At 69.0% G+C, this 17,645-nt stretch carries 20 protein-coding genes; 11 read left to right on the forward strand and 9 right to left on the reverse strand.

Features of this window, described 5'->3' with window-relative positions; genetic code table 11:
• Nucleotides 1–8 precede the first annotated feature (8 nt).
• Complete coding sequence (locus V6S67_RS09205; RefSeq protein WP_334209961.1) at nt 9–1,352, forward strand: acyl-CoA dehydrogenase family protein; 1,344 nt, start codon at nt 9–11, stop codon at nt 1,350–1,352.
• Between the two features lie 110 nt (nt 1,353–1,462).
• Entirely contained in the window at nt 1,463–2,035 is a 573-nt protein-coding gene (locus tag V6S67_RS09210) for an MOSC domain-containing protein (RefSeq protein ID WP_334209962.1), read from the forward strand.
• Nucleotides 2,036–2,260: 225 nt separating this feature from the next.
• Here V6S67_RS09210 and V6S67_RS09215 read toward each other — a convergent pair whose 3' ends face one another.
• Together V6S67_RS09215 and V6S67_RS09220 are read right to left on the reverse strand one after the other, a co-directional pair.
• The gene (locus V6S67_RS09215; RefSeq protein WP_334209963.1) at nt 2,261–2,791 is read right to left on the reverse strand and encodes a hypothetical protein; all 531 of its coding nucleotides are present in this window, start codon (nt 2,789–2,791) and stop codon (nt 2,261–2,263) included.
• 249 nt (nt 2,792–3,040) lie between these two features.
• Entirely contained in the window at nt 3,041–3,502 is a 462-nt protein-coding gene (locus V6S67_RS09220; RefSeq protein ID WP_334209964.1) for a VOC family protein, read from the reverse strand.
• Between the two features lie 95 nt (nt 3,503–3,597).
• On the opposite strand from V6S67_RS09220, the gene V6S67_RS09225 reads away from it, so the two are divergent.
• On the forward strand, nt 3,598–4,008 hold the full coding sequence (locus V6S67_RS09225; RefSeq protein WP_334209965.1) for a DUF3054 domain-containing protein: 411 nt from the start codon (nt 3,598–3,600) through the stop codon (nt 4,006–4,008).
• Nucleotides 4,009–4,037: 29 nt separating this feature from the next.
• On the forward strand, nt 4,038–4,319 hold the full coding sequence (locus V6S67_RS09230; protein WP_334209966.1) for an Lrp/AsnC family transcriptional regulator: 282 nt from the start codon (nt 4,038–4,040) through the stop codon (nt 4,317–4,319).
• A 31-nt stretch (nt 4,320–4,350) separates the two neighbouring features.
• On the opposite strand, the gene trpD is transcribed toward V6S67_RS09230, so the two are convergent.
• Complete coding sequence (gene trpD / locus V6S67_RS09235) at nt 4,351–5,412, reverse strand: anthranilate phosphoribosyltransferase (RefSeq protein ID WP_334209967.1); 1,062 nt, start codon at nt 5,410–5,412, stop codon at nt 4,351–4,353.
• 148 nt (nt 5,413–5,560) lie between these two features.
• Here trpD and ctaE point away from each other — a divergent pair, with 148 nt between their 5' ends.
• The 7 genes from ctaE (at nt 5,561) to V6S67_RS09270 (ending at nt 11,491) form a co-directional block, all read left to right on the forward strand.
• Nucleotides 5,561–6,199: an aa3-type cytochrome oxidase subunit III gene (gene ctaE / locus V6S67_RS09240; protein ID WP_334209968.1), complete on the forward strand. Its 639-nt coding sequence runs from the start codon at nt 5,561–5,563 to the stop codon at nt 6,197–6,199.
• Nucleotides 6,200–6,285: 86 nt separating this feature from the next.
• Nucleotides 6,286–7,077, forward strand: coding sequence for a cytochrome bc1 complex diheme cytochrome c subunit (gene qcrC / locus V6S67_RS09245; RefSeq protein WP_334209969.1), 792 nt, complete (start codon nt 6,286–6,288; stop codon nt 7,075–7,077).
• Between the two features lie 75 nt (nt 7,078–7,152).
• Nucleotides 7,153–8,175, forward strand: a complete 1,023-nt coding sequence (qcrA, locus tag V6S67_RS09250) for a cytochrome bc1 complex Rieske iron-sulfur subunit (RefSeq protein WP_334209970.1) — start codon at nt 7,153–7,155, stop codon at nt 8,173–8,175.
• Nucleotide 8,176: 1 nt separating this feature from the next.
• Nucleotides 8,177–9,862 carry a cytochrome bc1 complex cytochrome b subunit gene (gene qcrB, locus V6S67_RS09255; RefSeq protein ID WP_334209971.1) on the forward strand — a complete coding sequence of 562 codons (1,686 nt, stop codon included), beginning with the start codon at nt 8,177–8,179 and terminating at the stop codon, nt 9,860–9,862.
• Between the two features lie 109 nt (nt 9,863–9,971).
• Nucleotides 9,972–10,355 carry a phosphatase PAP2 family protein gene (locus tag V6S67_RS09260; protein WP_334209972.1) on the forward strand — a complete coding sequence of 128 codons (384 nt, stop codon included), beginning with the start codon at nt 9,972–9,974 and terminating at the stop codon, nt 10,353–10,355.
• 69 nt (nt 10,356–10,424) lie between these two features.
• Nucleotides 10,425–11,093 carry a dihydrofolate reductase family protein gene (locus V6S67_RS09265; RefSeq protein ID WP_334209973.1) on the forward strand — a complete coding sequence of 223 codons (669 nt, stop codon included), beginning with the start codon at nt 10,425–10,427 and terminating at the stop codon, nt 11,091–11,093.
• A gap of 122 nt (nt 11,094–11,215) precedes the next feature.
• Nucleotides 11,216–11,491 carry a hypothetical protein gene (locus V6S67_RS09270; protein ID WP_334209974.1) on the forward strand — a complete coding sequence of 92 codons (276 nt, stop codon included), beginning with the start codon at nt 11,216–11,218 and terminating at the stop codon, nt 11,489–11,491.
• 57 nt (nt 11,492–11,548) lie between these two features.
• Here the strand turns inward: V6S67_RS09270 and V6S67_RS09275 are convergent, their stop codons facing one another.
• The 6 genes from V6S67_RS09275 to V6S67_RS09300 all read right to left on the reverse strand — a co-directional run bounded on the left by V6S67_RS09275 (nt 11,549) and on the right by V6S67_RS09300 (nt 17,629).
• Entirely contained in the window at nt 11,549–12,340 is a 792-nt protein-coding gene (locus V6S67_RS09275; protein ID WP_334209975.1) for a GntR family transcriptional regulator, read from the reverse strand.
• Nucleotides 12,341–12,469: 129 nt separating this feature from the next.
• Nucleotides 12,470–12,871 carry a cytochrome c oxidase subunit 4 gene (locus V6S67_RS09280; RefSeq protein WP_334209976.1) on the reverse strand — a complete coding sequence of 134 codons (402 nt, stop codon included), beginning with the start codon at nt 12,869–12,871 and terminating at the stop codon, nt 12,470–12,472.
• Complete coding sequence (gene ctaD, locus V6S67_RS09285) at nt 12,868–14,598, reverse strand: aa3-type cytochrome oxidase subunit I (RefSeq protein ID WP_334209977.1); 1,731 nt, start codon at nt 14,596–14,598, stop codon at nt 12,868–12,870. Before ctaD ends, V6S67_RS09280 begins: the two co-directional genes overlap by 4 nt.
• Entirely contained in the window at nt 14,598–15,470 is an 873-nt protein-coding gene (gene ctaC / locus V6S67_RS09290) for an aa3-type cytochrome oxidase subunit II (protein WP_334209978.1), read from the reverse strand. Before ctaC ends, ctaD begins: the two co-directional genes overlap by 1 nt.
• A gap of 205 nt (nt 15,471–15,675) precedes the next feature.
• Entirely contained in the window at nt 15,676–16,056 is a 381-nt protein-coding gene (locus V6S67_RS09295; RefSeq protein WP_334209979.1) for a HesB/IscA family protein, read from the reverse strand.
• 151 nt (nt 16,057–16,207) lie between these two features.
• Nucleotides 16,208–17,629 carry a dipeptidase gene (locus V6S67_RS09300; RefSeq protein WP_442884874.1) on the reverse strand — a complete coding sequence of 474 codons (1,422 nt, stop codon included), beginning with the start codon at nt 17,627–17,629 and terminating at the stop codon, nt 16,208–16,210.
• Nucleotides 17,630–17,645: the final 16 nt, after the last annotated feature.

Raw genomic sequence — 17,645 nt, forward strand, 5'->3', positions numbered from 1 at the left:
AGGCCATCATGACCACGACGATCACCCACCAGGCCCCGGTGGACGGGCCCGGACCGTCGGGAGCCCCGTCGACGGCCGCGCTCCGGGAACGGTTCCGGCCCGTGTTCGACGCCGTCGCCGCCGGTGCGGCCCGCCGCGAAAAGGAGCGCGTGCTGCCCTACGAGGAGGTGGCGGCCCTCAAGGACGCCGGGTTCGGCGCCCTCCGCGTGCCGGTCGAGTACGGCGGATCGGGCGTGTCACTGCGCCAGCTCTTCACCCTGCTCACCGACCTGGCCGCTGCGGACTCGAACCTCACGCAGCTCTGGCGCGGGCACTTCGCCTACGTCGAGGGCACGCTCCTCCAGCCGTCGTCGGCGCACCGCGACCGCTGGCTCTTCGACGTCGCAGCGGGCACCATGATCGGCAACGCCTCGAGCGAGCTGACGGGCACCTCGCTGCGCGACATCCGCACGGCCCTCACCGCACAGGATCCACCCAGTGGTGCCCTGGCGCTGACGGGCACCAAGTACTACAGCACCGGCAGCCTCTACGCGGACTGGATCGCCGGCAGCGCCGTGCACGACGGCGAGCGCGTCGGGTACGCGGTGCGGGCCACCGCTCCCGGCGTCGAGCGGATCGACGACTGGGACGGCTTCGGCCAGAGGCTCACCGGCAGCGGCACCACCCACTTCACCGAGGTCCGTGTGGATCCGCGGAACGTGCGGCCCTTCTCCCCCGACGCGCCGAGCCACGTGCACTCCTTCTTCCAGCTCGTGCTCGTCGCCTCGCTGGCCGGGATCGCCCGCGCCGCCGCGGAGGACGCCGCGGCGTTCGTCCGGCCGCGCACGCGGTCCTACGTCAATGCGACCACACCGCTCCCGCGCGAGGACCCGCAGGTACTGCAGGTGCTGGGCGAACTGGCGGGCCGTGCGTTCGCGGCGGACGCGGTGGTGCTCGCCGCCGCGGACCTCCTGGACACCGCATACGAGCGACTCCGGACCGAGCGACTCCGGGCCGAGCGGGTCGGGGGCGAGCAGGAGGACGCCGGCGTCCCGGACGGCTCCGGCTCCGACGTCTCCGGCTCCGACGGCTCCTGCGACCCCGACGGGCCGGGCTCCGTCCGGGCGGCGCTCGATGCAGCGGACATCGCGGTGAGCCAGGCGCAACTGGTCGCGGTGGACCAGGCGCTGGGTGCTGCCACCCACCTGTTCGAGGTCGGTGGGGCCTCGGCGACGTCGACCGGCCGCGCCCTCGACCGGCACTGGCGCAACGCCCGGACCATCTCCTCCCACAACCCGGCCATCTACAAGGCCCGGTCCGTGGGCTACTGGGCCGTCCACGGGGAGCGTGAACGGCCCCCGGGCGAGGCCTGAACCGGCCGCGCCGGCGCCGTCGGCGCCGACCGTGCGGCGATCGACAGTGCGGACGACAGCATCGGCGATGGTGGTCCCGCGGACGACGGCGGGAGACTAGCGTGGGAGCCATGACGCACGAGTTCCGGTACGACGTCGAGATCCTGCACCTGCTCGTGTCTCCCGCGCACGCCTACTTCGGCCGGGCGCGGGACGGCGCGGCCGACGTGCCCACCACCGACGCCGCGAGCGCGGAGGTGGTCGCCGGGAAGGGGATCGTCGGCGACCGGTTCTTCGGCAAGGCGGCCCACATGGACGCCGCCGTGACGCTGTTCGCCGTCGAATCGCTCGAGGCCATCGCCGCGGAGCTCGGCGCCGCCCCTTTCGACCCGCTGCTCACCCGGCGCAACGTGGTGCTGCGCGGGATCGAACTCCCGCCGCTCATCGGTCAGGACTTCGTCCTGGAGTCCGCGGGCGGATCCGTCGCCTTCCACGGCGGGCGGCATGCCCACCCCTGCGTCTGGATGGACAGGGTCCTCGCCCCCGGCGCGCACAAGGCGATGCGCGGCCGGGGCGGCCTGCGATGCCGTCCGCTCGGCAGCGGGACGCTCCATCGCGGGCCTGCCGTGCTCGTGAGTCCCGTGCCACTGGATCCCGGCAGAGCCGGCCAGGCCTCCGTGCTGCGGCCGTCGCGCCTGCCCTGAAACTCCTGCCCTGAAATCCCTGCCCACAGCCCTCCTGCCCTGAGGCCTTTACCCTCAGGCCTCTACCGTGAGCCCCCTGCGAGGCCCGTGTGCGGCGCGCACATCCGCGCGGACGGCGCCGCACAGGAGCATCGAGGACACGACAGGACAGGAGAGGGCAGGACGGGTCCGCGGCGGCGCCGGCCACGACGGTACCATCCTGCTCCCGACCTGTCGGGCTACGGATCAGCGATGCCCGCCCAGAACGCCGAGGTCCACGGCCTTCGCAGCGCCGTCGGCCTCCTCCTGGGTCAGGGATCCGTCCGCCACCGCGGCGTCGAGCCTCGCCTGCAGGTCCGCGGAGCGTTCCTCCTGGTGCTGCGCCGCCAGGGCGTCGAGGGCGGCCTGCACCGTCGCCTCGTCGAGTCCGAGCGCTTCCGCCAGCGGAGCGGCCAGCGCCGACTGCAGCGCCGCGCGGTCCGGTCTCCCTCCCGTGTCGTCGCGGGGAGGTGCGCTCTCCCGTGCCGCCTGCAGCGCCTCCTGGACCGCGCTCTCCTCGACGCCCAGTTCGGCCGCGAGGGCCGCGGCGTCGAATCCGCCGCCATGCCGTCCGAAGCCGCCGTCGCGGCCGTCGGCGCCGGGGGTGGCCGAAGCGCTCGCCGACGGTTCGGGCGTCACCGTCGTCGTCGCAGTGGCCATGCCCGCGATCCCGAGGCTCGTGCCCGCCACCAGGGCGGCCCCTCCGATGCCCAGTGCGATCTTCCTCCGCTGACTCATGGTGTCTCCTCGATCTGCCGCTCTCCGCGGCCGCTTGCAGTGGTCCGGGCCTGTCCGACCCTGAACCACTGTCTCCGGCCCGGTTGTGGCGCGGCTTTCGCGGTGCTGTGCCCACGCTGTGTCCCTGCAAGCTCGAGGCACCCACCTGGGCGGGGAGTTACGCGTGTGACCCTGCGTCTCCGGTCGGTTCCGTCGGCGCGTGACCCGGCCCGTGACCCCGCCCGTGACCCTGCCGGTGACCCTGACCCGTCAGACGCCGCTGTAAGCCGCCTGGAGCGTCGAGATGTCCAGCCTGTTCATCTCGAGCATCGCTGTCATAGCCCGCTGCGCGCCCTCGGCGTCGTCGCCTCCGATCAGGTCGGGCAGCACCGCGGGGATGATCTGCCACGACAGGCCGAACCGGTCCTTGAGCCAGCCGCACCGGCTCTCCTCGCCGCCCTCGGTCAGGGCGGTCCAGTAGTGGTCCACCTCGGCCTGGTCCGCGCAGGAGATCTGGAAGGAGACGGCCTCCGTGAAGGAGAACTGGGGACCGCCGTTGAGGGCCACGAAGGGCTGGCCGTCGAGCTCGAACGAGACCGTCAGCGCGGGACCCTCGTCCTGGCCCGCCCGTGAGACGTTCACGATGCGGGAGTTCCTCACCACCGAGGTGTACAGCATGGCGGCCTCTTCGGCCTTACCGTCGAACCAGAGGCACGGGGTGATCGATCCCATCGCGGGTGTCCTTCGCTCATGTCCGCGCGCCGACGGCCGGACGTGGCCCGAATGTAGTCCACGGCTCCGACAACGACAACCAGTAGGCTGGCTTCATGGCCCGCCGCACCCCTGTCCGCCCGACCACCCGGCGGCCGCGGACAACCGCCCCGCTTGCCTGGTGCGCCGCCGACGTGGTCCTCGTCCTGGCGTTCGCGGCGTCCGGCCGCCGCACCCACGAACACGGCGTCACCGTCGTAGGGGTGCTCGAGACGGCCTGGCCGTTCCTCCTCGCCTACGCGCTCACGGCCGTCGTGGTGCGTGCGTGGCGCTCCCCCGCCTCGCCCCTGCCCACCGGCGTCGTCCTGTGGCTCGGGACCGTGGCCGGCGGGCTCGCGCTGCGCGCCGCCTCCGGTGCCGGCGTCGCCCTCAGCTTCCAGTTCGTCACCCTGCTCGTCCTCGGCGTGTTCCTGGTGGTCCCGAGGGCCGTCGCACGCATGATCCGCTCCCGCCGGCCGGTAGCGTAAGGGTGAGGTCCCAACCCGAAAGGCACGCCATGATCACCGCATTCGTCCTCATCCAGACCGACGCCGCGCGCATCCCCGAGAGCGCGCAGGCCATCTCCGAGATCGAGGGCATCAGCGAGGTCTACTCCGTGACCGGGGAGTGGGACCTCATCGCGATCGCCCGCGTCCCCCGGCACGAGGACCTCGCGGACGTCATCGCCGACCGCCTGTCGAAGATCGAGGGCGTCCGGTCCACGACGACCCAGATCGCCTTCCGCTCCTACTCGCAGCACGACCTCGACGCCGCGTTCTCGCTCGGCTTCGACAGCTGACGCCCCGCGGGGAACGGCCGGGCGTCTCCGGTCAGTAGGACCGCGTCACAGCCACCCAGCGCTCGAGCACGCCGGCCGCGGCCCCGGAGTCGATCGATGCGCGCGCCCGGTCCATGGCAGCCCGGATCCGGTCCACGAGCGCCCCGTCGGCGGCGTCGTCGAGCGCCACGAGGCCGGCAGCCGCGTTCAGCACGACGGCGTCGCGCACCGGCCCGGCATGCCCGGCGAGGACCGCCCGCACCACTGCGGCGTTGCCCGTCGCGTCGGTGCCGCGGAGCGCGTCGACGGGGACGGCGTCAAGCCCGAAGTCCCCGGGGTGCACCTGGTGCGCCTGGACCCGGCCGTCGCGGACCTCCCACACCGTCGAGGACCCGCTGGTGGTGAGCTTGTCGCGGCCGTCGTCGCCCCGGAACACGAGGGCGCGGATGCCCCGCGCCGCCAGCACTCCCGCCATCAGCGGAGCCATCCTCGCATCGGCGCAGCCGAGCGCCTGCGCCGTGACCCCCGCCGGGTTGCTCAGCGGTCCGAGGAAGTTGAACGCGGTGGGCACACCGAGCTCCCGTCGGGGCACGGCGACGTGCTTCATCGACGGGTGGAAGACCTGCGCGAAGCAGAAGGTGATCCGGGCGTGCTCGGCGGTCCTCGCGACGTCGGACGGCGCGAGATCGAGCCGGACGCCCAGTTCCTCGATGACGTCGGCCGCGCCGGACGCCGACGACGCCCCGCGGTTCCCGTGCTTGACCACCGTGGCACCGGCGCCGACGGCGACGAGCGAGGCCATGGTCGAGATGTTCAGGGTGTTCAGTCCGTCGCCGCCCGTCCCGACGATGTCCAGGGTGGGTCCGCCGACCTCGATCCGGTGCGCGCGCCCCAGCATCGCCTGCACCAGCCCGATGAGCTCGCCGACCGATTCGCCCTTGGCACGCAGGGCGATCAGGAATCCCGCGATCTGGGCATGGCTGGCCTCGCCCGCCATGATCGTGTCCATCGCCCAGCGGCTCTGCGCCGTCGTCAGATCAGTCCTTGACAGGAGGGACGAGAAGATCGACGGCCAGGTCGGTTGCGCCCCGTCGGGGGTCGTAGTCAGGCTCACGGTCCCAGATTATCTACGAATTGTAGAAAGTCATCACGGGGAACTTCCGCGGAAAACCGGGCGTTGGGGCTCCCCGCGGCCTGCGGAGGCACTTCGGAGGGCCATTTCGCGTTGGTGATCGTGATGTTCTTGGGGACATAATGACTCTGTGACATCTGCGACCCAAGCCCCCAGTGCCGCCCCGCATCCCGCGCTCAACCGCCCCAACATGGTCTCCGTCGGGACCGTCGTGTGGCTGTCCAGCGAGCTGATGTTCTTCGCCGGCCTCTTTGCCATGTACTTCACCCTGCGCTCCACCTCCAGCGAGCTGTGGGCCATGGAGACCGAGAAGCTGAACGTACCGTTCGCCCTCATCAACACCATCATCCTGGTGTCGAGCTCCTTCAGCTGCCAGTTCGGCGTGTTCGCCGCCGAGCGGCTGCAGCCGCGCCGCACCGGGGGCGTGTTCGCCCTCTCCCGCTGGGGGATGGTCGAGTGGTTCCTGCTGACCTTCGTCATGGGTGCGATCTTCGTCTCGGTGCAGGCCTACGAGTACGCGGAACTGGTGTCCGAGGGCGTCGCACTGTCCTCCAACGCCTTCGGGTCGGCCTTCTACATGACCACGGGCTTCCACGGGATCCACGTGATCGGCGGGCTCATCGCCTTCCTGTTCATCATCGGCCGCGCGTTCATCGCCCGCCAGTTCGGCCACTTCGAGGCCACGTCCGCCATCGTGACGTCCTACTACTGGCACTTCGTCGACGTCGTCTGGATCGGTCTGTTCATCATCATCTACTTCCTCCAGTAACTGCCTCACATAGACTCTTCTACTAGAGGTAGAATTCAAAGAAGAACTCCAGCAGCTCTGGTACCACAAAAGGCAGGAACCACTCCGTGAAGGCACTCTCCCAGAGGCGGCGTCACCCACTCGCAGCGTTCGCGCTGCTCCTGATGGCGCTCCTCGTCACCGGCGGGCTGTACGCCGCCGCCAGCACCGCCAACGAAGCGCAGGCGCAGACCACCACGTTCACGGCCGATGACGTGGAGGAGGGCGGCAAGCTGTTCAGCGCGAACTGCGCCTCCTGCCACGGCATGGGCGCCACCGGATCGCAGGCGGCACCGTCGCTCGTCGGCGTCGGTGCGGCCTCCGTGGACTTCCAGGTCGGCACCGGCCGTATGCCCATGCAGATGGACGGCCCCCAGGCCCAGGCCAAGCCCGTCCAGTTCACCGAGGAGCAGATCAGCCAGCTCTCGGCGTACGTCGCCTCCCTCGGCGCCGGCCCGGCCATCCCCTCCGAGGAGATCCTGAACGCCTCCGAAGGCGACGCCTCCCACGGTGGCGAGCTCTTCCGCGTGAACTGCGCCATGTGCCACAACGCCGCAGCAGCCGGCGGCGCCCTGACGCAGGGCAAGTTCGCCCCGTCGATCGACGGCACGAGCGAGAAGCACATCTACGAGGCCATGGTCACCGGCCCGCAGAACATGCCCGTCTTCAGCGACGCGAACATCTCCCCCGACGACAAGCAGGACATCATCGCGTTCCTCAAGATCATCGAGGAGCAGGGCTCCCCCGGCGGAGCCGATCTCGGCTCGCTCGGGCCGGTCTCCGAGGGCCTGTTCATCTGGGTCGCGGGCCTGGGCGTCATCATCGCCTTCACCGTGTGGCTCACGTCGCGGTCCTCCTGACCATCCGCGCGCTCACCGTGAACGAATTACAGACAGACTTTCGAATGCAGTACCTGAAGAAGGATGAGAGGGATCATGGCCGACTCTAGTCACGGCGCTCCCGGGACCTCGGTTACCGTCGCCACGCCGGGCCGCGAGCTGGACCAGTTCGAGAACCCGGGCCTGCCCCCGCACCGGCCGCGCCTCGCGGACCGGGACCGACGCGCCGAGAAGCGCGCCGAGCGGCAGGTGGCCCTGCTGTTCCTCGTCTCGATCCTCGGCACACTGCTCTTCTTCGTGGGCTACTTCTTCATCCCGCTCGACGAGACCGTGGAGCGCCTCCGCCTGCAGAACCTGATGCTCGGGCTGGGCACCGCCTTCGCGATGCTCGGCATCGGCGTCGGCATCGTGCACTGGGCGAAGACCCTCATGCCCGACCACGAGGTGACCGAGAGCCGCCACGAGATCCGGCCCGAGAGCGACCGCCAGGACGCCGAGAAGATCGTCAACGACATCCTCGACGAGTCGGGTATCAAGCGACGCCCGCTGATCCGAAACACCCTCCTCGGAGCGGCCATCCTTGCTCCCCTGCCGGCGATCGCCATCTTCCGCGATCTCGGACCCCTGCCCGGCAATGCGCTGAAGCAGACCATGTGGGACACCGGCGTCCGTCTCACCCGCGATCCGAGCGGAACACCCATCCTCGCCTCCGACGTGACGGTCGGATCAGCGTTCCATGTCATCCCCGAAGGCCTCAACGAGGTCGAGAACAAGCTCGAGGAGAAGGCCAAGGCAGTCGTCCTGCTCATGCGCCTCGACCCCGAGGAGCTCAACCCCTCTCCTGGACGGGAGAACTGGGGCTACGACGGAATTGTTGCGTATTCCAAGATCTGCACGCACGTCGGCTGCCCGGTAGCGCTCTACGAACAGCAGACGCACCACCTGCTGTGCCCGTGCCACCAGTCCACCTTCGACCTCGAGCAGGAATGCAAGGTCATCTTCGGACCGGCTGCACGGCCGCTGCCACAGCTACCCATCGAAGTCGACGACGAGGGCTACCTCGTCGCGTCGAGCGATTTCCAAGAACCCGTAGGACCTAGTTTCTGGGAGCGAGGCTGACATGAGCAGCTCTACTGCTACGCCGACCTACGTGCCGAAGACGCGCGTGGGCAAGGTCACCGACTACGTCGACTCCCGGGTCGGCGGCTCGGGGATCGTCAAGGAATTCGGCCGGAAGATTTTCCCCGACCACTGGACCTTCATGTTCGGTGAGGTGGCACTCTACACCTTCGTCATCCTCCTGATCTCCGGTACCTTCCTCACCTTCTTCTACGATCCGTCGATGGCGGAGACGCACTACGAGGGCAGCTACCTGCCGCTCCGAGGCGTCGAGATGTCGGTGGCCTACGCGTCGTCGCTGGACATCTCCTTCGACATCCGCGGCGGCCTGTTCATGCGGCAGATCCACCACTGGTCGGCGCTGCTGTTCGTGGCCTCCGTGGCCGTGCACATGCTCCGCGTCTTCTTCACCGGTGCGTTCCGCCGCCCGCGCGAGTTCAACTGGGTCGTCGGCTGCGTCCTGCTCATCCTGAGCCTCGCCGCCGGCTTCACCGGCTACTCCCTCCCCGATGACCTGCTGTCCGGTAACGGCCTGCGCATCATCGACGGCGTCATGAAGGCCATCCCCGTGGTCGGCACCTACCTGAGCTTCTTCCTCTTCGGTGGGGAGTTCCCGGGCACGATGATCATCGGGCGCCTGTACGTGCTGCACATCCTCCTGATCCCCGCGGTGATCCTGCTCCTCATCGGTATCCACCTGTTCATGGTCGTGCTGCACAAGCACTCCCAGTTCCCCGGCCCCGGCCGGACGAACACCAACGTGGTCGGCTACCCCGTGGGTCCCGTGTACGCGGCGAAGGCCGGCGGCTTCTTCTTCATCGTGTTCGGTGTCCTCGCCGCGATCTCCGCAGCGTTCACCATCAACCCGATCTGGAACTACGGCCCGTACGACCCCTCGCCCGTGTCCGCCGGTACCCAGCCCGACTGGTACATCGGCTGGGTGGACGGGGCCCTGCGTCTCATGCCCGGAACGCTCGGCGACAACTTCGACTTCGAGTTCATGATCCCGTTCCCCTGGGGCGTCAACGCGCTCTCCCTGAACGTCCTGATCCCCGCTCTCGTCCCGGCCATCATCGTCTTCACCCTGATGTTCGCCTGGCCGTGGATCGAGGCCTGGGTCACGAAGGACAAGCGTGAGCACCACCTGCTGAACCGCCCCCGCAACGCCCCGACCCGCACGGCCATCGGTGTCGCCGGTATCACGTTCTACTGCGTCCTGTGGGCCGCTGCCAGCTCCGACCTCATCGCCACGCACTTCCTGGTGTCGCTGAACGACGTGACCTACTGGCTGCGCTTCCTGGTGATCTTCGGGCCGGTCCTCGCCTTCATGGTCACCCGCCGCATCGCGCTGGCCCTGCAGCGCAAGGACCGCGAGATCGCCCTGCACGGCCGCGAGACCGGACGCATCGTGCGCCTGCCGCACGGCGAGTTCATCGAGGTCCACGAGCAGGTCGACGACTACAAGCGCTACCAGCTGGTCGCCTTCGAATCGCCCGAGGTCATGGTCCCCACGCCGGACGCCGACGGCAAGGTGAGCCTCCTCGACAAGGCCCACGGCCGCATCTCCCGCTTCTTCTTCGAGGACCGGGTGGCGCCTGTGACGCCGAAGGAACTGGCAGCCTCGCATGGCGACCACCATGACGAGATCGCCGGCGCCAAGGACCGCGAGTCCATCGCGAGCCACTAGAACCGACAACCGCTGATCGAAGGGCCCGGACCTCGCGTCCGGGCCCTTCGTCATTCCTGCACCACCCCATGAGAGGGGAAGCCGCAGCAACGCTCCCTCCACAGCCCTCGTGGACCATCACATCAGCGACCGCCGCCAACGCTCGCCGGTCCTCGCCGCGACGCTCGCGTCGATCGGCGCGGGGCTCGCGCTCCTCCTGCTCCTCGACGCTCCCCCGCTCGTCATCGGGGCCGTGCTGTGCACGGTGGCAGGCGTCCTGTCCGTGCTCGTCGTCAACCTCTGGTGGAAGCTCTCCGCCCATTCGGCGGTCGCCGTGTTCGTCGTCGTCGGCGCCCTCGCCCTGTTCGGCGCATGGGCGGCCCCGCTCGCAGTGATCCCCGTGGCCGTGGGGTGGTCCCGCGTACGCCTGTGGGCCCATACCCCTGGCCAGGTGGTGGCCGGCGCCGCCGTCGGAGCGGCCATCGGAAGTGCGTTCGCGCTCCTCGCCGTGTGAGGTGCCGCCTTGAGCCGGCGGCTCCGGTCCCCCTAGAGTGATCGCCAACGACCAGTGCCAGGAGCTCCTGTGTCCCTCGTCCGTGTGCACAACTTCTCGATCTCCCTCGACGGCTTCGGCGCAGGCGAGGGTCAGCAGCTCGACGCCCCCTTCGGCCACGCGGGCATGCGCCTCATGGAGTGGGCCTTGGGCACCCGCACGTTCCGGGAGATGGGGCTGTCCGGAGAGGGCCCCGGGTCCTCCGGTGTCGACGAGGCGTTCGCCCGCGCATGGGGGCCCGGCATCGGCGTCGAGATCATGGGGCGCAACAAGTTCGGTCCCCAGCGGGGCCCGTGGGAGGACGAGGAGTGGAAGGGCTGGTGGGGCGACACCCCCGTGTTCCGGACGCCCGTCGTCGTGCTGACCCATCACCCCCGGCCGATTGTGGAGATGGACGGCGGCACGACGTTCCACTTTGTCGACGCCGATCCCGTCGAGGCGCTGGCGCAGGCCCGCGCGCTGGCCGGCGGCCTGGATGTCCGGATCGGCGGCGGCGTCGACACGGTGCGGCAGTTCCTCGAAGCCGACCTGATCGACCACCTGCACATCGTGCTGGTCCCGATCGTCCTCGGACGGGGCGAGCGGCTCTGGGACGGACTCGAGGCGCTCGAGGAACGGTTCGACATCGAGGCGACCCCGTCTCCCAGCGGCGTCGTCCACCTGACCCTCGCCCGTCGGACTGCGTCCCGGGCCCCCTGAGGAAGAGCCGTGGAAGAGCCGTAAAAGATCCTGGAGAGGCTTCGGGATGACCGGCAGGAAAATCCCGGCGAGAGCCGGACTGCAGGAGTAGACTGACGCCCCCACGACGAATCAGGTGTCTGATGGAGATCCATCGCAGGCAACGGAAGCACACGCGCGGCGTCGAGCCGTCCTCGGGGAAGCGCAAGGCACGGCTGTCGCTCTTCGACGGGATCGATGCCGCCGCCCGATCGTTCCTCGGACCCGCGGAGCGCACGGACGGGCACAGCCCGGTCGTGCACCTGCATGACGCGGCCGAGGAGACGTCGGACGAGACGCTCCGATCCATCGAGATCCATACGGACTCCGCGGGCCACCACTACGCGCAGCGCCGGGTGGTGCGACGCCCCTCCGACTAGCCGGTCCCGCGACGGGCCGGCTAGTCGGAGGCGCCGCGCCGCGACGTAGGTCAGGCCCTAGCCGAGGCGCTTGGAACTGTAGGCGCGCGGTGTCCGCACACCGGGCCGCTGCAGCGGTACCCACAGTTTGTAGCGATCGGCGCGGTAGTAGGACACGGAGTAGTCGATCATGGCGCGCGCCACGTAGGCGTGCCGCTGGATCTTCAGCAGCGGGGCGTTCATCTCCACGTTGAGCAGGCGCGCGATCGACGGCGACGCCGCCGTCGCCTCGATGGTATCCTCCCCCCACTCCATGACGAGGCCGTACTTCTCGCTGAGCACGTTGTAGAGCGAGGTGGGCGGCGGGCCGTCGAGGAGCCCCTTCACGCGGTGCGCCGGGAGGAAGTTCTCGTCCACGCTCATGGGCTCGCCGTCGGCCAGGAGCTGCCGCCTAAACCGCACCACGGGCTGGCCGATCTCGATCTGCAGCTCCCGCGCCACCAGGGGCGTTGCGCCCTGCTGTTCGAAGCTCAGGACGCGTGCGTCCGGCACCATGCCGCGCCGGATCATCTCCTCGGTGTAGGAGGTCATCTTCATGTGCAGGTCCACCTTGGAGCGCGCCACGAACGTCCCGAGTCCCACGACGCGCTCGAGCACCTCCTCCGCGACCAGGGCATCGACGGCCTGCCGCACCGTCATGCGCGCCACCCCGAAGTACTCACTCAGCTGCCGCTCGGACGGTATCCCCGCTCCTGGCTCGCCGAACTGGTGGACGTAGCGCCGCAGGCTCTCCCGCAGCTGGACATGCTTGGGTGTGCCGGATGCCTCGTCGAGGCGGTCCGCGTCGAAGGGCCTCGGCAGCACACCCATGGGTCGGTCTCCTCGCTCCGGCGGTGTCCCGTGCGGGACCCGTCGGGACTGTCGTCCATCAGACTGTACCCATACGACAGGGGAGCCCGCACATGGCGGGCTCCCCTGTCGTGGACTGCGTGGACGGTACTAGTGGGCGTGGTACCCGCGGCTGTACTCGAAGACCCAGCCGACGAGGGCGATCGCCGCCAGACCGAGGCCGATGTAGAGGATCCAGAACCCGATCGCGATCCCGAGGAAGCCCGTGGCGGCTGCGAGGCCGAGGACCAGGGGCCACCAGCTCCAGGGGCTGAAGTGGCCCTGCTCGCCGGATCCCTCGTGGATCTCGGCGTCGAGCCGGTCCTCCGGGCGTGCTCCGACGCGCTTGCCGGTGAACGCCAGGTAGAACCCGATCATCCCGGCGAGGCCGCCCACGAGCAGGATCCCGAGGAAACCGACCCACTCCGACCATTCGGTCAGCCACCCGTAGACGAAGGCGACGGGCACGAAGATCGGCACACCGATCAGGAACAGGTTCTTCTCGATCCTCATACCTTGGCGTCCTTCCTGTCGGCCGAGCCGAGGGCCTGGCCGATGGCGCTGTCATCGGGGGTGTGCGTCTGTTGCAGCTCCGGGTGGTGCAGGTCGAGCGCAGGGCGCTCGGAGCGGATGCGGGGCAGCGAGGTGAAGTTGTGGCGCGGTGGCGGGCACGACGTCGCCCACTCGAGCGAGGCGCCGAAGCCCCACGGGTCGTCCACCTCGACCTTCTTGCCGGTCCGCCACGTGATGTAGACGTTCCAGAAGAACGGGATCAGCGAGGCACCCAGGACGAAGGACCCGACGGTGGAGAACTGGTTCATGGCGGTGTAGCCGTCCTCGGGCAGGTAGTCCGCGTAGCGGCGCGGCATACCCTCGACACCCAGCCAGTGCTGGATGAGGAACGTGGCGTGGAAGCCGAGGAACAGCATCCAGAAGTGGATCTTGCCGAGGCGCTCGTTCAGCATCTTGCCGGTGAACTTGGGCCACCAGAAGTAGAAGCCGGCGAACATCGCGAACACCACGGTCCCGAAGACCACGTAGTGGAAGTGCGCAACCACGAAGTACGTGTCCGAGACGTGGAAGTCGAGCGGCGGCGAGGCCAGGATGATGCCGGTGAGGCCACCGAAGAGGAAGGTGACGAGGAAGCCGAGGCTCCACAGCATCGGCGTCTCGAAGGTCAGCGACCCCCTCCAGAGCGTGCCGATCCAGTTGAAGAACTTCACGCCGGTGGGCACCGCGATGAGCATGGTCATGAAGGCGAAGAACGGCAGCAGGACCGCACCCGTGACGTACATGTGGTGCGCCCACACCGTCACGGACAGGGCGGCGATGGCGATCGTCGCGTAGACCAGGCCCTTGTAGCCGAAGATCGGCTTGCGGCTGAAGACCGGGAAGATCTCCGAGACGATGCCGAAGAACGGCAGCGCGATGATGTAGACCTCGGGGTGGCCGAAGAACCAGAACAGGTGCTGCCACAGGATGGCCCCACCGGCTTCGGGGTCGAAGATGTGGGCCCCGAAGCGGCGGTCGGCGCCGAGCGCGAAGAGCGCGGCGGCCAGCGGCGGGAACGCCATCAGCACGAGGATCGAGGTGATGAGCGCGTTCCAGGTGAAGATCGGCATGCGCCACATGGTCATGCCGGGGGCGCGCATGCAGATGATCGTGGTGATGAAGTTGACGGCGCCGAGGATGGTGCCGAAGCCGGACAGTGCGAGACCGAAGACCCAGAGGTCCCCGCCCACGCCCGGGGAGAACGTGGTGCTCGACAGTGGCGCGTAGGCGAACCAGCCGAACGACGCGGCGCCCTGCGGGGTGATGAACCCGGAGACGGCGATGGTGCTGCCGAACAGGAAGAACCAGAACGCCAGGGCGTTCAGCCGCGGGAAGGCGACGTCGGGTGCGCCGATCTGCAGGGGCATGACGAAGTTCGTGAAGCCCGCGAACAGCGGCGTCGCGAACATCAGCAGCATCACGGTGCCGTGCATCGTGAAGAGCTGGTTGTACTGCTCCTTCGTCTGCAGGATCTGCATGCCGGGCTCGAAGAGCTCGGCGCGGATGATCAGCGCCATCACGCCGGCGAAGCAGAAGAAGACGAACGAGGCGATCAGGTACATGAACCCGATCGTCTTGTGGTCGGTCGAGGTGATCCAGTTGACGACGATCCGTCCCTTGGACCGAGGGACCACGCGGGGAGCGGCTACGGTGCCGGCTTCCTCAAGGGTGTATTCGAAGGTGGACATCAGCTGCTGCTCCTGGCTGGGTCGGTATCGGGATCATCCTCCGGGTAGGAGTCGCGGTCGTACTCGTCGCCGAGCTGGCCGTCCTCGAGGCGGTCCATCTGCGCGTCGAACTCCGCCTGCGAGACCACCTGCACGTTGAAGAGCATCTCCGAGTGGTACTGGCCGCACAGCTCGGCGCACTTGCCGTCGAAGGTGCCCTCCTTGGTGGGCGTGAGGTTGATGTAGTTCGTACGGCCCGGGTAGAGGTCACGCTTCATCAGGAAGCCGGGAACGAAGAAGGAGTGCTGCACGTCGCGGGCGTTGAGCTGGAGCTCGACGGTCCTGTTCACGGGCAGGTAGAGCGTGGGCAGGTCGGCCTCCTGGCCGGTCTCGCCGGTGAGGTGGGCCTGCACGCCGGTGGAGTACTTGTCCTCGGTGACGTAGTTGAAGTCCCACGACCACTGCTTGCCGCGCACATCGACGATCACGTCGGGGTTCTCGACCCGGGCGTCGATCGTGTTGATGTCGCGCTCGGTGAAGTAGAAGAACACGAGGACCATGAACAGCGGGATCGTCAAGTAGAAGATCTCGAGCGGCAGGTTGTAGCTCATCTGCCGCGGGTAGCCGGTGTCGTTCTTCCGGCGGCGGTAGGCCACCATGCACCAGATGATCAGGCCCCACGTGATGACACCGACGGCCAGGGCCGCGATCCACGAGTTGACCCAGAGATCGGTTATGGCCGCGGTGTGGTTGGTGTTGTCCCGGTCTGCCGGGAGCCAACCCTTTTGGGCTTCTGCCGAACAGCCGGTCAGTAGGAGGGCGCCGGCCAGCGTGATGCTGGAGATCTTTGCGATCCTGACGCGCTTGCTACCGGTTCGGTCCTGCGAACTCACAGACGGACCTTCCTTTTCTACGTGCGTTGCCACCCGCGCGGAAAGCGGCCCGGGGTGCACATCCAGTTTTACTACTCACTGTAGAGCTTACCCGGAAGACCCGCGTTCCGGTGACATGCGAAAGGCCCGGAACACTCCCCTGGGGGATGTTCCGGGCCTTCGCCCCGTGCTAGTGCAGCTGCCGGTGGACCTGCCGGCGCGGCGGCTAGTGGAAGGAGTCGCCGCAGGCGCAGGAGCCGCCCGCATTCGGGTTGTCGATGGTGAATCCCTGCTTCGAGATGGTGTCCTCGAAGTCGATGGATGCACCGGACAGGTACGGCACGCTCATCTTGTCGACGATGACCTCGACGCCGTCGAAGTCACGGACGGCATCGCCGTCGAGGACGCGCTCGTCGAAGTACAGCTGGTAGATCAGGCCGGAGCAGCCGCCGGGCTGCACGGCGACCCGCAGGCGGAGGTCCGTACGGCCCTCCTGCTCGAGGAGGCTGCGCACCTTGCCGGCGGCGACGTCGGACAGGTTGACCTCGTGCACAGGAAGATCCGTGGACTCCTGCAGGGCCGCTGCTTCGGTGGTCGGTGTGCTCATTGTGTCTCTCCTAGCTCGGACCCTGGTGGATCCACTCGTGCGTCCGCGGTGTGGCGCGCAGGGCTTCATCCAATCCTACGCCGGGCCCACTTCCCTTCTAACGGCCGGGAGGGCCGAAACATTTCCGCACGCCCCCTCCCGGGTGCGGGCGTCAGTCCCGGCCGCGGCGCAGACCGCCGTCGTTGATCCGCGCGAGCAGGATCGCCTCGGCCAGGACGGCCTTGCGGAACTCGTCGAGGTGCAGCGACTCGTTGGCGCTGTGGGCCCTCGAGTCCGGGTCCTCCACGCCGGTGATGAGGATCTGGGCGGAGGGGAAGAGCTCCGTGAGGTCCGCGATGAAGGGGATGGAGCCGCCCATGCCGGCCTCCACGGCGGGTACGCCCCAGGCCTCCTCGAGCGCCTCGAGTGCCAGGCGCGACGCCGGCTCGCTCGTGTCGGTCAGGAAGGGGCTGCCGGTCTCCCCCGGGGTGAACGTCACCCGCGCCCCGAACGGGGCGTGGCTCTCGACATGGGCGCGGACGGCGTCCATGGCCGACTGCGGGTCCTGGCCGGGCGCGAGGCGGAGGCTGAACTTGGCGCGTGCCCGCGGGAGCAGCGTGTTCGAGGACAGCGCGACGCTCGGGATGTCCATGCCGATGATGGACAGCGCCGGCTTGTGCCACAGCCGGGAGGCGATGGAGCCGGTCCCTGCGAGCTCGACGCCGTCGAGCACCGAGGCGTCCGAGCGGTAGTCCTCCTCGGCGTAGTCCACCGTGGCGTGGTCCCCGGCCTGCAGACCGGCGACGGCGACGTCGCCGGCGTCGTCGTGCAGGGTCGCGATGAGGCGCGCGAGGAGCGTCGGCGCGTCGAGGACGGGTCCGCCGAACATGCCGGAGTGCACCGCGTGGTCGAGGACCTGCACCTCGATGGTGCCGTCCACGAGGCCGCGCAGGCTCGTGGTCAGCGCGGGCACGCCGACCTTCCAGTTGCTGGAGTCGGCGACGACGATGACGTCGGCCGCGAGGTCGTCGCGGTAGGTCTCGAGGAAGGACCGGAACGTCGGCGACCCGGCCTCCTCCTCGCCCTCGATGAAGAGCGTCACGCCGACCCCGAACGCGTCCCCGAGCACGTCGGAGAGGGCCCGGAATGCGCCGACGTGCGCCATGATGCCGGCCTTGTCATCGGCCGCGCCGCGTCCGTAGAGCCGTCCGTCGCGTTCGGTGGCCACGAACGGTTCGGTCTCCCAGAGGGCGGGATCGCCGGGTGGCTGCACGTCGTGGTGCGCGTAGAGGAGGACGGTGGGCCGGTCGCCGACGGCGGGGCGGCGGGCGACGACGGCGGGACCGCCGGGGGTGCCGTCGTTGTCGACGCGCAGGATGCGGACGTCGTCGATGCCGGCTCCGCGGACCAGCGCGGCCACCGCCTCGGCGCTGCGGTCGAGTTCGGCGGCGTCGAAGGCCTCCCAGGCGATGCCGGGGATGGCCACGAGGCCGGAGAGTTCCTCGACGATCCGGGGGAACGCCGCGTCGACGCTCGCCCGCAGCTGCTCGACGACGCCGCTGGGCTCGTCCGGATGCTCGGTGGGGGTGCTCATGGAAGTCATGCCAGAA

The sequence above is a fragment of the Arthrobacter sp. Soc17.1.1.1 genome, from assembly GCF_036867195.1.
Taxonomy (GTDB): Bacteria; Actinomycetota; Actinomycetes; order Actinomycetales; family Micrococcaceae; genus Arthrobacter_D.

What these genes read in the sequence shown, in the direction of transcription:
- V6S67_RS09275 (WP_334209975.1), bottom strand. Translation starts at nt 12,340, where the DNA reads ATGGGTGTGCTGCCGAGGCCCTTCGACGCGGACCGCCTCGACGAGGCA.
- V6S67_RS09295 (WP_334209979.1), bottom strand. Translation starts at nt 16,056, where the DNA reads ATGAGCACACCGACCACCGAAGCAGCGGCCCTGCAGGAGTCCACGGAT.
- V6S67_RS09205 (WP_334209961.1), top strand. Translation starts at nt 9, where the DNA reads ATGACCACGACGATCACCCACCAGGCCCCGGTGGACGGGCCCGGACCG.
- V6S67_RS09270 (WP_334209974.1), top strand. Translation starts at nt 11,216, where the DNA reads ATGGAGATCCATCGCAGGCAACGGAAGCACACGCGCGGCGTCGAGCCG.
- V6S67_RS09220 (WP_334209964.1), bottom strand. Translation starts at nt 3,502, where the DNA reads ATGGGATCGATCACCCCGTGCCTCTGGTTCGACGGTAAGGCCGAAGAG.
- qcrA (WP_334209970.1), top strand. Translation starts at nt 7,153, where the DNA reads ATGGCCGACTCTAGTCACGGCGCTCCCGGGACCTCGGTTACCGTCGCC.
- ctaD (WP_334209977.1), bottom strand. Translation starts at nt 14,598, where the DNA reads ATGTCCACCTTCGAATACACCCTTGAGGAAGCCGGCACCGTAGCCGCT.
- V6S67_RS09215 (WP_334209963.1), bottom strand. Translation starts at nt 2,791, where the DNA reads ATGAGTCAGCGGAGGAAGATCGCACTGGGCATCGGAGGGGCCGCCCTG.
- qcrB (WP_334209971.1), top strand. Translation starts at nt 8,177, where the DNA reads ATGAGCAGCTCTACTGCTACGCCGACCTACGTGCCGAAGACGCGCGTG.
- V6S67_RS09230 (WP_334209966.1), top strand. Translation starts at nt 4,038, where the DNA reads ATGATCACCGCATTCGTCCTCATCCAGACCGACGCCGCGCGCATCCCC.
- V6S67_RS09210 (WP_334209962.1), top strand. Translation starts at nt 1,463, where the DNA reads ATGACGCACGAGTTCCGGTACGACGTCGAGATCCTGCACCTGCTCGTG.
- V6S67_RS09300 (WP_442884874.1), bottom strand. Translation starts at nt 17,629, where the DNA reads ATGAGCACCCCCACCGAGCATCCGGACGAGCCCAGCGGCGTCGTCGAG.
- V6S67_RS09280 (WP_334209976.1), bottom strand. Translation starts at nt 12,871, where the DNA reads ATGAGGATCGAGAAGAACCTGTTCCTGATCGGTGTGCCGATCTTCGTG.
- V6S67_RS09225 (WP_334209965.1), top strand. Translation starts at nt 3,598, where the DNA reads ATGGCCCGCCGCACCCCTGTCCGCCCGACCACCCGGCGGCCGCGGACA.